13 protein-coding genes are annotated in these 13,170 nt (G+C 61.2%); 6 read left to right on the forward strand and 7 right to left on the reverse strand.

Going from position 1 to position 13,170, the window contains the following annotated elements; translation table 11 throughout:
* Positions 1-243: 243 nt before the first annotated feature.
* Positions 244-510, reverse strand: a complete 267-nt coding sequence (locus AD659_RS28375; RefSeq protein WP_053126969.1) for a DUF2790 domain-containing protein — start codon at positions 508-510, stop codon at positions 244-246.
* Positions 511-796: 286 nt separating this feature from the next.
* Between AD659_RS28375 and AD659_RS28380 the strand changes: the two genes are divergently transcribed.
* The 5 genes from AD659_RS28380 to AD659_RS28400 all read left to right on the forward strand — a co-directional run bounded on the left by AD659_RS28380 (position 797) and on the right by AD659_RS28400 (position 7,555).
* The gene (locus AD659_RS28380; protein WP_018600898.1) at positions 797-1,537 is read left to right on the forward strand and encodes a response regulator; all 741 of its coding nucleotides are present in this window, start codon (positions 797-799) and stop codon (positions 1,535-1,537) included.
* Positions 1,534-2,847: an ATP-binding protein gene (locus tag AD659_RS28385; protein WP_053126971.1), complete on the forward strand. Its 1,314-nt coding sequence runs from the start codon at positions 1,534-1,536 to the stop codon at positions 2,845-2,847. The genes AD659_RS28380 and AD659_RS28385 overlap by 4 nt, the downstream gene beginning before the upstream one ends.
* 192 nt (positions 2,848-3,039) lie before the next feature.
* Positions 3,040-3,900, forward strand: a complete 861-nt coding sequence (locus AD659_RS28390; RefSeq protein ID WP_053126974.1) for an alpha/beta fold hydrolase — start codon at positions 3,040-3,042, stop codon at positions 3,898-3,900.
* Between the two features lie 43 nt (positions 3,901-3,943).
* A complete protein-coding gene (locus AD659_RS28395; RefSeq protein WP_153043968.1) occupies positions 3,944-4,756 on the forward strand; it encodes an alpha/beta fold hydrolase in 813 nt (270 codons plus the stop codon).
* Between the two features lie 606 nt (positions 4,757-5,362).
* Positions 5,363-7,555, forward strand: coding sequence for a TonB-dependent receptor (locus AD659_RS28400; RefSeq protein WP_053126978.1), 2,193 nt, complete (start codon positions 5,363-5,365; stop codon positions 7,553-7,555).
* 500 nt (positions 7,556-8,055) lie between these two features.
* Here AD659_RS28400 and AD659_RS28410 read toward each other — a convergent pair whose 3' ends face one another.
* Genes AD659_RS28410 through AD659_RS28430 form a run of 5 tightly spaced genes read right to left on the reverse strand, consistent with a single transcriptional unit; the run spans position 8,056 to position 11,961 of the window.
* Entirely contained in the window at positions 8,056-8,691 is a 636-nt protein-coding gene (locus AD659_RS28410; RefSeq protein ID WP_053126982.1) for an SCO family protein, read from the reverse strand.
* Positions 8,688-9,587, reverse strand: a complete 900-nt coding sequence (gene cyoE / locus AD659_RS28415; RefSeq protein ID WP_053126984.1) for a heme o synthase — start codon at positions 9,585-9,587, stop codon at positions 8,688-8,690. The genes AD659_RS28410 and cyoE overlap by 4 nt, the downstream gene beginning before the upstream one ends.
* Positions 9,575-10,654: a COX15/CtaA family protein gene (locus AD659_RS28420; RefSeq protein WP_053126986.1), complete on the reverse strand. Its 1,080-nt coding sequence runs from the start codon at positions 10,652-10,654 to the stop codon at positions 9,575-9,577. Before AD659_RS28420 ends, cyoE begins: the two co-directional genes overlap by 13 nt.
* Before the next feature lie 10 nt (positions 10,655-10,664).
* Positions 10,665-11,258, reverse strand: coding sequence for a hypothetical protein (locus AD659_RS28425; protein ID WP_053126988.1), 594 nt, complete (start codon positions 11,256-11,258; stop codon positions 10,665-10,667).
* Positions 11,224-11,961 carry an SURF1 family protein gene (locus AD659_RS28430; RefSeq protein WP_053126990.1) on the reverse strand — a complete coding sequence of 246 codons (738 nt, stop codon included), beginning with the start codon at positions 11,959-11,961 and terminating at the stop codon, positions 11,224-11,226. The genes AD659_RS28425 and AD659_RS28430 overlap by 35 nt, the downstream gene beginning before the upstream one ends.
* A 70-nt stretch (positions 11,962-12,031) precedes the next feature.
* Between AD659_RS28430 and AD659_RS28435 the strand changes: the two genes are divergently transcribed.
* A complete protein-coding gene (locus AD659_RS28435; protein WP_053126992.1) occupies positions 12,032-12,235 on the forward strand; it encodes a twin transmembrane helix small protein in 204 nt (67 codons plus the stop codon).
* Positions 12,236-12,259: 24 nt separating this feature from the next.
* On the opposite strand, the gene AD659_RS28440 is transcribed toward AD659_RS28435, so the two are convergent.
* Complete coding sequence (locus tag AD659_RS28440; RefSeq protein WP_030139146.1) at positions 12,260-13,147, reverse strand: cytochrome c oxidase subunit 3; 888 nt, start codon at positions 13,145-13,147, stop codon at positions 12,260-12,262.
* Between the last annotated feature and the right edge of the window lie 23 nt (positions 13,148-13,170).

The raw sequence follows: 13,170 nt of genomic DNA on the forward strand, positions 1-13,170 counted from the left end.
ATTGATGAACACCACCGAAAAAGTGTGGGAGCGGGCTTGCTCGCGAAGGCGTCGGCACATTCAACATTGATGCAAGCTGACCCACCGTATTCGCGAGCAAGCCCGCTCCCACAGGGGATTTGCGGTAGCCAGGGAAATCGAACTCACCTCCTGATCAGAATGCGAGCTAGCTCGCTTGCGATAGCTATCTGCGAAAATGAGGGCGTTCCTGAAAAAACCGGATCGCCACCCCTGAGCCACCCCTCAGCCCCCTTGATTGTTGCAGTTGGCCCCGTGCTTGAGATACGTCAGGGCTTTCTCCTCTCCCATCGAATCAAGGTAGGTGATTTGCGCGTTCACCAACCCGCAGGTCTGGCCACTGTCTTCAGTCAGCGAGATCACTTTGTCGATGTCCAGGTGGGTGCCGTAGGAATAGCTTTCGCTGGCTGCTTTGTCCTGGGCCAAGGCGGGTAATGCGCCGGCGCTCAGGGCGGTGATCAGGCAAGCGGTAGCGATGGTTTTCAGGTTCATGGTCGTTTCCCTTCAATGAGTTCGATGGCGTCGTCGAGGCGATGCTTGTTGTCTCGATGGCGCTCATTAAAAGCCCGTGAGGTATCCCGGCTATGTCGAAAAACGCCGTGATTGGATGCGTACGTATCTGAGGTGAATAGCGATACAGATCGATACAATCGCCACTGTTTTCGCTTCGCTCTGGCTTGATTCAAGGCTGGATAAGCTGAACGCACGGTGCGTAGCCAACCGGCAACCGGGCATCGTCACACTGCGCAATCGATGCGCGCATTTCGGAGAGCAGGGCATGGAACATGTCGATCACGTATTGATCGTGGATGATGATCGGGAAATCAGGGAGCTGGTCGGCAACTACTTGGTGAAGAATGGCCTGCGCACCACGGTGGTCGCCGATGGTCGTCAGATGCGGGCCTTTCTCGAAGCCAATCAGGTGGACCTGATCGTGCTCGACATCATGATGCCGGGGGATGACGGGCTGCTGTTGTGCCGCGAGCTGCGCGCCGGCAAGCATAAGGCGACGCCCGTGCTGATGCTGACGGCTCGCAGCGACGAGACCGACCGCATCATTGGCCTGGAAATGGGCGCCGATGATTACCTGGCGAAACCTTTCGCGGCCCGGGAGCTGCTGGCGCGCATCAACGCGGTGCTGCGGCGCACCCGCATGCTGCCGCCCAACTTTGTTGTCAGCGAAAGCGGCCGCATGCTCAAGTTCGGCCGCTGGCGCCTCGACACCACCGCCCGCCATCTGCTCGATGAAGACGACACGCTGGTCTCGCTGAGTGGCGCCGAATACAGGCTGCTGCGGGTCTTTCTCGATCATCCTCAGCGGGTGCTGAGCCGCGACCAATTGCTCAACCTGACGCAGGGCCGTGACGCGGACATCTTCGACCGTTCCATCGATCTGCTGGTCAGCCGCGTGCGCCAGCGCTTGCTGGATGACGCCCGCGAACCGCTCTACTTGAAGACGGTGCGCAATGAAGGCTACGTCTTTACCTTTGCGGTGGAAATGCTTGAGGAGCAGGCATGAAACTCGCGTTGCAATGGCCTCGCACGCTGGCCTCGCGGCTGTGGCTGGTGTTCCTGGTCGGTCTGATTCTCGCCCAGGCCTTGACCTTCGCAGCCCAGTACTACGAACGCTACGAAAGCACCAAGACGGCGATGTTGGGCAACTTCGAGCACGACACAGCGACCTCCATCGCCATCCTCGACCGCCTGCCCGCCGACGAGCGCCTGGCATGGACCAAACGCCTGCAGCGTCGCAACTATGATTATTTGCTGCGGGAACACGATCCCGGCATTCCGCTCACCTCCAACGATCTCGCGGCGACGGCGGCGCAATCCCTGCAAGTCGCGCTGGGCAGCAATTATGACCTGACCTTTGTCGAGATCCCGGAGCCGCGCCAGCATTTCCAAGCCCAGGTGCGACTGGCTGACGGCAGCCCGGTGACCATCGATGTGCGCCCCTCGGTCAGGCCGTTGTCGCCCTGGTTGCCCTTTGTCCTGTTCGGTCAGTTGCTGTTGATGATCGGCTGCACCTGGCTGGCCGTGCGCATCGCCATACGCCCGCTCAGTCGCCTGGCCGAGGCGGTCGAGAACCTGGACCCGAACGCCCATCCCGTGCCGTTGGATGAAACCGGTCCACGGGAAGTGGCCTACGCCGCCCGCGCCTTCAACAGCATGCAGGCACGCATTGCCGCTTACCTGAAAGAGCGCATGCAATTGCTCGCGGCGATTTCCCATGACTTGCAGACGCCCATCACGCGCATGAAGCTGCGCGCCGAGTTCATGGACGACTCGGTCGAGAAAGACAAACTGGGCAACGACCTGAACGAAATCGAGCACCTGGTGCGCGAGGGTGTCGCGTATGCGCGCAGTGTCCATGGTGCGACGGAGACCAGTTGCCGCATCAGCCTGGATTCTTTTCTCGACAGCCTGGTGTGCGATTACCAGGACACCGGCCGCGAGGTCAGCCTGCGCGGCCAGAACGGCGCGATCATCGAGACTAGGCCCCATGCCCTGCGGCGTATTCTGGTGAATCTGGTGGATAACGCGCTGAAGTACGCCGGCACCGCCGAGGTGGAAATCGGCGGCCATGCGAGCACCGGCGTTTCCATCAGTGTGCTTGACCGAGGGCCGGGCATTCCCGAGGAGATCCTGGCCGAGGTGGTCAAGCCGTTCTATCGGGTGGAAAGCTCACGCAACCGCAGCTCTGGCGGCACCGGTTTGGGCCTTGCCATCGCCCAGCAGTTGACCGTCGCGATTGGTGGAACGCTGAGCCTGCGCAACCGCGACGGCGGCGGGCTTTGCGTGACCCTCGACTTCGGCGGCGATCAGTAGGCCGCGCTGGCTGAACGTCAGGACCAGTGGCATGCATTTGTAAGCCACTGTATCCAGCGCATCTACAGACTCAAAACAACGCATAACGGCCGGGTGTCGAACATTTCCGGTATACATGCCGCTGCAAGAATGCTCCCCATCAAGTCGCCATCGGATCCCCGGTGGCGAGCCCTGACCTAAGGAGATCTTGCCATGAATACCCAGTCCTCCCGCGCTCAAGCAGCCAGCTACATCACCACCCCGGACGGCGTACAGCTCTATTACAAGGACTGGGGTCCGAAAGATGGGCCAGTTGTCACCTTCAGCCACGGCTGGCCGCTGAACTCGGATAGCTGGGAATCGCAGATGCTGTTCCTGGCGGACCAAGGCTATCGGGTCATCGCCCACGACCGCCGCGGCCATGGCCGTTCCAGCCAGCCGTGGGAAGGCAACGACATGGATCACTATGCCGATGACCTGGCCGCTGTGATCAACACCCTGGACCTTAACGACGTCACCCTGGTGGGTTTCTCGACCGGCGGTGGGGAAATCACCCGCTACATCGGCCGCCACGGCACCGATCGGGTGAAGAAGGCCGCACTGATCAGCGCCGTTCCGCCGATGATGCTCCAGACTGAAGACTACCCAGGCGGCCTGCCGATCGAGGTGTTCGACGGCCTGCGCAAGGCCTCGCTGGACAACCGCTCGCAGCTGTATCGCGACATCGCGTCTGGCCCGTTCTTCGGCTTCAACCGCGACGGGGCGAACGTCTCCCAGGGGTTGATCGATTCGTTCTGGGTGCAGGGCATGCAAGCGGGCCACAAAAACACCTATGACTGCATCGCGGCGTTCTCGGCGACAGACTTCCGCGCCGACCTGGCCAAGTTCGATGTACCGACACTGATCGTACATGGCGACGACGACCAGATCGTCCCCATCGACGCCTCCGCCCATGCCGCCGCCGAGCGGGTGCAGAACGCCGAGTTGATCGTCTATCCGGGTGCGCCCCACGGCCTGACCGACACCCACAAGGACCGCCTCAACCAGGATCTGTTGGACTTCCTGGCCAAGTGAACCCATCGCTGCAGCGTCACCCCACTAATCAATGAAAAAAGGAATGATCATGCTCACTATCAAATCGCTGTTGGCCGTTACCATCACCGCTGCGCTGGCACTGACATCCGTTCAAAACGCAACCGCCGCGCAACCCGACGCCACCAAGCCCACCATCGTGCTGGTGCATGGCGCCTTCGCCGAATCGTCCAGCTGGAATGGCGTTGCTGCCCAATTGCTGACCCAGGGTTATCCGGTCGTTGCCGCGGCCAACCCGCTGCGGGGCGTGAAGCAGGACGCCGATTATGTCGCCGATATCGTCGAGCAAACCGCCGGCCCGGTGATCCTGGTGGGTCATTCCTACGGCGGCGCCGTGATCACTAACGCCGTGCATAACAACCCCAAGGTCAAGGGGCTTGTCTACGTCGCGGCCTTCGCGCCGGACAAAGGCGAAACCGCCATCGAACTGTCCGGTCGCTACCCTGGCGGCACCCTTGGACCGACCTTGGCGGCTCCGGTGCAGTTGGACGACGGCAATAAGGATCTCTACATCCAGCAGGACAAATTCGGCCAACAGTTTGCCGCCGACGTCCCAGCGGCGGACTCCGCCCTGATGGCCGCGACCCAACGCCCCATCAGCGAGGCGGCATTGAAGGAAGCGTCTGGCGACCCGGCCTGGAAAAAACTGCCGTCCTGGTTCATCTACGGCTCGGCGGACAAGAACATCCCCGAGGCGGCCCTGAAGTTCATGGCCGAACGCGCCGGCTCAAAAAAGACCGTTACCGTTCAAGGGGCTTCCCATGTGGTGATGACGTCCAATCCGCAGAAAGTTGCAGAGCTGATTATTGAAGCGGCACAAGGCAGTTCAAAAGGATGACCACGTAAAGCGGCTCTTCGAGAAGAACCAAAAACCCGACGCAAAACGTCGGGTTTTTTTGTTGGGGAAATCTCCAGGCAAACCGCACCGCCTGGTTTTGCGACTGCTGCGCAGCCGAGCGGGAGCAAGCTCCCTCGCCACGGGCGGTGTCTGGGCTGGCGTCATCGCGAGCAGGCTCGCTCCCACAGGGAATCGGGGCTGTTGCAGATACTGTGTTCACCGCTGCCCGGTGTGGGAGCGAGCTTGCTCGCGAAGAGGGTGGCACATTCAATATTGAAGCTAGCTGACCCGCCGCTTTCGCGAGCAAGCTCCCCACAGGGTGGCGTTGGGCTGGATGTTCGGCTCGACACTAACCCCTGTGGCGAGGGAGCTTGCTCCCGCTGGCCTGCGCAGCAGGCCCCTGCATTCCTCCAGGCAAACCGCATCGCCCTTTTTTGCGACTGCTGCGCAGTCGAGCGGGAGCAAGCTCCCTCGCCACGGGGGCTGTCTGGGCTGACCAAACCGCTGTCCAAATGTTTATGGCAACGAGCCATTGGTATGGATAATCCATCTGCGAATCATTAGCATTAGCGGCATTGGCTTCCCGTTTCCGTAGGTATTCACTTCATGCTATTTCCATCTCGCCTTACCTTGCTTGCTATGTGCTGCTCAGTCAGTTTTCTTGCCCAGGCGGCAGAGCCTATTGAATTGGGCGTGACCGACGTGACTGCCGATGCGATCAAACCCAACTCCAACACACTACCAGCGCCCTACGCGGGCGGTCAGGTGGCGAGCGGAGGCCAGATGGGGGTGCTGGGTAATCAGGACAATATGGATGTCCCGTTCGTGATGACCAGTTACACCTCGCAGTTGATTGAAGATCAACAAGCTGAAGACGTGGGCGATGTGCTGCTCAATGATCCGTCGGTGCGTCAGTCCTATGGGTTTGGTAACCAATCCCAGGTGTTCGTGATTCGAGGCCTGCCGCTTGCCAGCGACGACATTTCCTATAACGGGCTGTATGGCGTTTTACCCCGTCAAATCCTGTCGACGGATGCGATCGAGCGTGTCGAAGTGTTCAAAGGCCCGAACGCGTTTATCAACGGTGTCAGTCCGACGGGCTCGGGGCTTGGGGGCGGCGTCAACTTGCAGCCCAAACGCGCAGGGGATGTCCCGACTCGTCGTTATACCCAGGACATCAGCACCGATGGCCGCATTGGCGAGCATTTGGATATCGGGCAGCGATTCGGCGAAGATAACCGCTTTGGTGCCCGGTTGAATCTGAGCCAGCGGGAAGGTGAAACAGCGATCGACAACCAGGACCAGCGGACAAAGTTGTTCGTGGCGGGCTTGGACTATCGAGGTGATGATTTCCGCGTTTCCACCGATTTCGGCTATCAGAAACAGCGTATCAACGGCCTGCGTAACTCGGTGAATATCGGCAGCGCCACCCGCATTCCCACGGCTCCGCACGCGAGCCACAATTTTGGCCAGGATTGGACTTACTCCGAAACCGAAGACACCTTCGGCATGGTTCGTGGCGATTGGGATTTGAACGAAAACTGGACCGCCTACCTGGCTGGCGGTGTAAAGCACACCCGAGAAACTGGGGTGTACGCCACACCAACACTGGTCGGCAATAACGGCGTGGCTACGATCGGTGGCTCGGAAATTCCTCACAATGAAGACAACACAACGTTCAGTGGAGGGTTGAACGGGCGCTTTGACACGGGCCCTGTTTCTCACCAGGTTGCGATCGGCGGCTCAACGATCTGGACCGAGCAGGAAAACGCCTACACGTTCTATCGCTCTGTTACCGGCAACAGCAATATTTACGACACCCCGAAGCTTCCCAAGCCGACTGCGGTGTCCAGCACCGGCGGTGAAATGGGCGATCCCGGGGTGACCGGCAAAACCCGCAACCGTAGCCTGGCGATTTCCGACACGGTGGGCTTGTTCGATGACAAATTGCTGGTCACTTACGGTGTCCGTCGTCAGCAGTTGCGTGTCGAAAACTATAAGTACGATGGCACCACTTCAAACGGTGTCGCCAATCCAGCAAACGATGGCAGCCGTAGCACGCTCTACGATGAAGCCGTTACCACGCCGGTCTACGGCATCGTCTACAAGCCTGTGGAAAGCGTGTCGCTCTACGCCAACCGAATCGAAGGCCTTGCCAAAGGGCCCGTGGCGTCCGGTACAGGCATTACGAACCTGGGCCAAGCCTTTCCCCCTGGCCGCACAAAACAGTTGGAAGCGGGCATCAAGCTGGACATGCAAACCTTCGGCGCCAACGTGGGTGTTTTCCGCATCGAGAAACCGTCCGATGGTTACGTCGACAACGCGCAGAACCTCTATGTGCGTGATGGTGAGCAGGTCAACAAAGGACTGGAGATCAGCGTTTTCGGCGAGCCCATCGAAGGCCTCCGGTTGATGGCCGGCGGTACCCGCATGACGTCCGAACTCAAAAACACCGCAGGCGGCCTCAACGATGGCAACCACGCCATTGGCGTGCCAACGTTTCAGCTCAATGCCAGCGTGGATTGGGATGTGCCGGGTATCGAAGGTGCCGCGCTCAGCGCGAGGATGTTGCGCACTGGCGGACAGTACGCTGATCAGGCTAACAACTTGAGCTTGCCGACCTGGAACCGTTTCGACGCCGGCGCACGTTATAAGATGAAATTCGTGGAGAAAGACCTGACGTTGCGCGTCAATGTGGAAAACATTACCGATAAGAACTATTGGGCCTCGGCGAACGGCGGCTACCTCTCGCAGGGTGATCCGCGGTTGGTGAAGTTTTCGGGGACTGTTGATTTCTAAATATTCATTTGAGGAAGGCTTGGAATATCGAGACTGAAGAGGGGAACCCAACCCTCCGTGGCGAGGGAGCTTGCTCCCGCTGGCCTGCGCAGCAGGCCCCTGCATTTTTCCAGGCAAACTGCATTGTCCGGTTTTGCGGCTGCTGCGCAGCCGAGCGGGAGCAAGCTCCCTCGCCACGGGGTTGTCTGGGCGTGCGTCATCGCGAGCAAGCTCGCTCCCACAGGGGATTGGGGGGGGGCGGAGACTGTGTTCACCACCGTCCGGGGTGGGAGGGGGCTTGCTCGCGATAGCTATCTAGCGGAAATGACGGTGTTCCTGAAACAACTGGATTGGCAGGCGCTGGTAGGGGCTGGTAGGAGCTGTCGAGTGAAACGAGGCTGCGATCTTTTGATTTTGATCTTTCACTCATGACTCAATTGTCTGGGGCAAGATCGCAGCCTCGTTTCACTCGTCAGCTCCTACAGGTGGGGCGAGTCCCCACGCTACAACGGGTGCGCCCGTTATTTACGCTTGAGCATCTCCGGCAACTGCGCCACCAGCTTCTGATTATTCAACGGCGCCCGAATAAACCCACGTTGGGTGCCGTCCGGGCCAATCACGGCGAGGTTGCCGCTGTGATCAACCGTGTAGTTGGGTTTGCTGGTGTCCGCCGGGATGAACGGGATGCTCACCGCATTCGCCAGTTTCTGCAGGTCTTCCACCGAAGCGGCAGTCAGGCCTTTGAATTGCGGGTCGAAGTAACCCAGGTACTGCTTGAGTTGCTTGGGCGTGTCGCGGTTCGGGTCGACGCTCACCAGTACGATCTGCAACTTGGCCACAGCCTCGGGCGGCAGTTCGCTTTTGATCTGGCGCAGTTGGGCGAGGGTGGTTGGGCAGATGTCCGGGCAGAAGGTGTAGCCGAAGAACAGCAGGCTCCATTTGTCTTTCAACCCGTCCATCGCCACGGGCTGGCCATCCTGGTCGGTCATTTTCACGTCCGGCAGGTTGCGGCTTTGCGGGAGCAGGATGATACCGGCGTCGATCAGCGCGGTCGGGTCGCCCTGGCCTTTGCTGGAAAGCACTTTATTGATGGTCAGGCCGAGGATCACTGCGATCACGGCCGCGAGGATGAAGACGGTTTTCTGGGTTCGAGTCATAGGCTCAACAGTAAGTAGTGATCTACAAGCAGGGCGATGAACAGTAGGAACAAGTACCAGATAGAGTACTTGAAGGTGTTGATCGCCGCGTGCGGCCGACTGCCACGGTACAACACCACGGCCCATTGCAGGAACTGGGCGCCCAGTACCAGGGCACAAATCAGGTAGAGCATCCCGCTCATCTGGATCACGAACGGCATCAGGCTCACCGCCAGCAGCACCAGGGTGTACAGCAGGATATGGATCTTGGTGTAGTGCTCGCCGTGGGTCACTGGCAGCATCGGGATGTCGGCCTTGGCGTATTCCTCCTTGCGGTGAATCGCCAGGGCCCAGAAGTGGGGCGGGGTCCAGGCGAAGATGATCAGCACCAGCAACAGCGGTTCGGCGCTGACATGACCGGTGGCCGCGACCCAGCCCAGCAGGGGCGGCGCGGCGCCGGCGAGACCGCCGATGACGATGTTCTGTGGCGTTGCCCGTTTCAGGAAACCGGTATAGACCACCGCGTACCCCAGCAACGAGGCGAGGGTCAGCCAGGCCGTCAGCGGGTTGGTGAACGCCAGCAGCATGGCTTGGCCGGCCACGGCCAGGGCCAGGGCGAAGGTCAGGGCGGCGGCTGGCGAGACCCGGCCCTCGGCCAAAGGTCGCTTATGGGTGCGCGCCATCACTGCATCGATGCGCCGGTCCACCACGTGGTTGACCGCCGCCGCGCCGCCGGCACACAGGGCGATGCCGAGGTTGCCGAACACCAGCACCGTCCACGGCACGCCGGCACGGGTGGCGAGGAACATGCCGACCAGCGAGGTGATCAGCATCAACACCACCACTTTCGGCTTGGTCAGCTCCAGGTAATCGCGCCAGATCGCTTGGCTGTGGCGTTCACCGGTCAAGGTTGCCATGGCATCTCTCCTTTTATTGTTATAGGGCTGACGCTGTGTTTATGCGGGTTGAACCGCCAGCGCAGCGGGACCTGATGCTTGACCCGGACCAGGCTGGTACGGGCGTGATAGTTGACCAGCACCAGGGTCAGCAGCAATGCGGCGCCCCCGGCGTTGTGGGCGACGGCCACCGGCAAGGGCAGATGGAACAGCACGTTGCTGATGCCAAGGGTGATCTGCGCCGCCAATGCAGCCAGCACCAGCCCGGCGAGCCGGGTCATGCCGACGCTCTTCAACTGCCAGGCCAGCCCCAGCAGCACCACCGTCACCAGCAAGGCGCCGATGCGGTGGGTCAGGTGGATGGCGGTGCGGGCGTCGCTGTCCAGTTGCCCGCCCAGGTAGTTGGGGCCGATGTGCTGGGTCAGGTGGAAGCCATTGGCGAAATCGGCCGGTGGCAGCCATTGGCCGTGGCAGGTGGGGAAGTCGATGCAGGCCACGGCGGCATAGTTGGAGCTGACCCAACCGCCCAAGGCGATCTGGCCGATCACCAACAGCAGTCCGGCGGTGGCCCAATGTTGCAGGCGCTTGGGCACGGTCAGCGCGGGTAATACGCCAGACAATCTCAGCGTCAGCAGGAACAGCAGGCTCAACGTCGCGAACCCGCCCAGCAAATGGCCGGTGACCACCTGCGGCCAAAGCTTGAGGGTCACGGTCCACATACCGAACGCCGCTTGGGCGAAGACCACGGCGAGCAGGAACAGCGGCAGTTTCAACGGCAAACCGGGGTGGCGACGGTTCATCCAGGCCCGGGCGGCCAGCACGGTAATCATCAGCCCCAGGGCCCCGGCAAAGTAGCGATGGACCATCTCGTTCCAGCCTTTGTGGGCTTCCACCGGGGTGTCGGGAAAGTGAAGTTCGGCATGGGCCAGTTGGGCTTCGCTCTTGGGCACGCTGATGAAACCGTAGCAACCGGGCCAGTCCGGGCAACCGAGGCCGGCGTGGGTGAGCCGGGTATAGGCGCCCAGCAGGACGACGATCAGTGCCAGCAGCGTGGCAAACAGCGCGAGGCGAAATCCAGGTTTGGCCATGTCGATGCCCTCATCCGATGTTCGACAGTTTCAGCAGATGGCGCAGGTCGTTGAGCAGGTCCTTGCCCTTGACCCGGGCGTCGTAGCGCAGCACCAGGTTGCTGTGGGGATCGATGATCCACAGTTGGGCGCCGCCGGAGCCTTGGGCGCCTTTCTGATACGCCGGCATGTCCAGTGGATAGCGTTGCAGTTGTGGGTATTCGCGCTGCAGTTGGGCGTCGTACTCGGCGTCCAGCGGTTGTGCGATCGCCAGGGCATGGCTGGCGCGGCCGGCTTCGCGACCGAGGCCGATCTGGACTTGGCGGGCCAGGTACACCAGTTGTCGGCAATCCACCGAACATTCCTGCGGCGCCGTGACGAGGATCTGCCAGCGCTGTTCATCGGCCTGCACACCAATCTCGGCGCGGGTCTGGCCGTTGCCGATCAGTTCGCCGTGGTAGCTGCGGCTGTCGGGCACCCAGAACTGGAACTTGTACATGCCGGTGGCGAGGATCATCGGGCCGATCACCCCGAGCACGATCAGCAGCAATTGCACGCGGCCCTTGCGACGGTTAGGCACCGCAGGCGCCTCAGACGTGTTGGTTGGATTCATGGTGCTTCCCATGGTGTCTCCCTGCGTTGTGCCATCCGAGATAAAGGAACAGGCCGAACAGCGCCGCCGCCATGGCGAACCACTGCACGGCATAACCGAGGTGTTTTTCCGGCCCCATGGCCACCACCGGCCAATCGGTCCGGTAGGCGCCAGGGCCGCTTTGTTGGCGTAATTCATAGGCGAAGCCGTTGCGGTCGAGGTCGGCCCAGAGCTTGTCCGGTTCGATGGCGGTGACCAGTCGCGGCCAGGGCGCGCCGGCCGGGTCGGCGTGGAGCTGGAACGTCGCGCCCGGTGCGACATAGACCCAGGCCTGAAGGCTCACCGGTTGTTCCGGCGTGGTGAACACTGGCGGCGTGCGCCGGTCTGGCCACGGCAGCCAACCGCGATTGACCAGCAGCCAGAGCCCGGTGCGGTGGTCGAGGAACGGTTGCAGCAACTCGACGCCGACCTTGCCGTCGTGTTGGCGGTTGTCCAGCAGGATGCTGTGCTCGGCGTCGAACTGGCCTTGCAGCGTGACCGGTCGAAAGGCCGGGTCGGCGGTGTGCGCCAGCTCGGCGCTGTCCATCGGCGGCGCCACGCGGCGCTCGGCGTAAGTGTCCATGAGCACACGCTTCTGCTCGCCCCGGCTCAATTGCCAGAACCCCAGGCACACCATCATCGGCACCAGCACGGCCACCACCAATGACGGCACGATGCCTGGCCGGAAGCCTTTCATGGCGTCGCCCGAAAGCGGTTCATCGGGATAGCTATACTCACGTGCATCGCGTCCCCCCGGAGTGTCCCTAATGCTTAAAGCAGCCATCGCCCTGATGCTGATCGCCACGGTTGCCAGCCTGTTCAGCGGCCTGTTTTTTCTGGTCAAGGACGACAGCAGTTCCAATCGCCTGGTCATCGCCCTGGCGATTCGTGTCGCCTTGGCCGCTGTCACCGTCGGCTTGATTGCCTGGGGTTTTTTCAGCGGCCAGTTGGTGTCGCATGCTCCTTGGTAAAGAGCCGCCCTGATAACGGCTGCCTCAGAGGATGTAGACGAAGAAGAACAAGCCGATCCACACCACATCGACGAAGTGCCAATACCAGCTCGCCGCCTCGAAGCCGAACTGATGCTCGTTGTCGAAGTGCCCGCGCATGATGCGCATCAGCATCACGAACAAAATGATCGTGCCGATGGTGACGTGGGCGCCGTGGAAGCCCGTGAGCATGAAGAACGTCGCGCCGTAGATCCCCGAGCCCAACGTCAGGCCCAGCTCTTTATAGGCGTGGATGTATTCCTCGGCCTGGAAGCCCAGGAAGGCGCACCCCAGCAGCACGGTGATCGCCAGCCAGATTTTCAGCGCGCCGCGATGGCCTTTTTTCAGCGCGTGGTGGGCGATGGTCACGGTGACGCTGGAACTGACCAGCAGGATGGTGTTGAGCAGCGGCAAGCCCCAAGGGCTGATCACATCCTTGGGCGGCGGGAAGAGTTTGGGATCGGGGTTGTTCAACAACGGCCAGACGTATTCGAAGTTCGGCCAGAGCATCTCCGACAAGCCCTTGCTGCCTTCACCGGCCAAGCCCGGCGCGGAGATCGTGCGCACGTAGAACAGCGCACCGAAGAAGGCGATGAAGAACATCACTTCGGAAAAGATGAACCAGCTCATGCCCCAGCGGAACGAGCGGTCGAGCTGGGCGCTGTACAGCCCGGCGCGGCTTTCCTTGATCACCGCGCCGAACCAGCCGAACAGCATGTAGGCCACCAGCAGGCCGCCGACGAAGAAGATCAGCGGGCCGTGGGATTCCGGGCGCGCCGCCTTCAGGTCGTTGAACCAGGTCGCCAGGCCGTACACCGTGACGAACATCCCGACCGTGGCGATGATCGGCCATTTGCTCTGGGCCGGAACGTAATAGTGTTCGTGAGTTGCCATTTATTGTTCTCCTTATCGGGCAC

Origin of the sequence: Pseudomonas thivervalensis (assembly GCF_001269655.1) — a bacterium.
Classification (GTDB): Bacteria; Pseudomonadota; Gammaproteobacteria; order Pseudomonadales; family Pseudomonadaceae; genus Aquipseudomonas; species Aquipseudomonas thivervalensis.

Bases quoted from the DNA above. Each gene is read 5' to 3' on its own strand.
- AD659_RS28375 (WP_053126969.1), bottom strand. From the start codon at position 510: ATGAACCTGAAAACCATCGCTACCGCTTGCCTGATCACCGCCCTGAGC.
- AD659_RS28380 (WP_018600898.1), top strand. From the start codon at position 797: ATGGAACATGTCGATCACGTATTGATCGTGGATGATGATCGGGAAATC.
- AD659_RS28385 (WP_053126971.1), top strand. From the start codon at position 1,534: ATGAAACTCGCGTTGCAATGGCCTCGCACGCTGGCCTCGCGGCTGTGG.
- AD659_RS28390 (WP_053126974.1), top strand. From the start codon at position 3,040: ATGAATACCCAGTCCTCCCGCGCTCAAGCAGCCAGCTACATCACCACC.
- AD659_RS28395 (WP_153043968.1), top strand. From the start codon at position 3,944: ATGATCATGCTCACTATCAAATCGCTGTTGGCCGTTACCATCACCGCT.
- AD659_RS28400 (WP_053126978.1), top strand. From the start codon at position 5,363: ATGCTATTTCCATCTCGCCTTACCTTGCTTGCTATGTGCTGCTCAGTC.
- AD659_RS28410 (WP_053126982.1), bottom strand. From the start codon at position 8,691: ATGACTCGAACCCAGAAAACCGTCTTCATCCTCGCGGCCGTGATCGCA.
- cyoE (WP_053126984.1), bottom strand. From the start codon at position 9,587: ATGGCAACCTTGACCGGTGAACGCCACAGCCAAGCGATCTGGCGCGAT.
- AD659_RS28420 (WP_053126986.1), bottom strand. From the start codon at position 10,654: ATGGCCAAACCTGGATTTCGCCTCGCGCTGTTTGCCACGCTGCTGGCA.
- AD659_RS28425 (WP_053126988.1), bottom strand. From the start codon at position 11,258: ATGGGAAGCACCATGAATCCAACCAACACGTCTGAGGCGCCTGCGGTG.
- AD659_RS28430 (WP_053126990.1), bottom strand. From the start codon at position 11,961: ATGAAAGGCTTCCGGCCAGGCATCGTGCCGTCATTGGTGGTGGCCGTG.
- AD659_RS28435 (WP_053126992.1), top strand. From the start codon at position 12,032: ATGCTTAAAGCAGCCATCGCCCTGATGCTGATCGCCACGGTTGCCAGC.
- AD659_RS28440 (WP_030139146.1), bottom strand. From the start codon at position 13,147: ATGGCAACTCACGAACACTATTACGTTCCGGCCCAGAGCAAATGGCCG.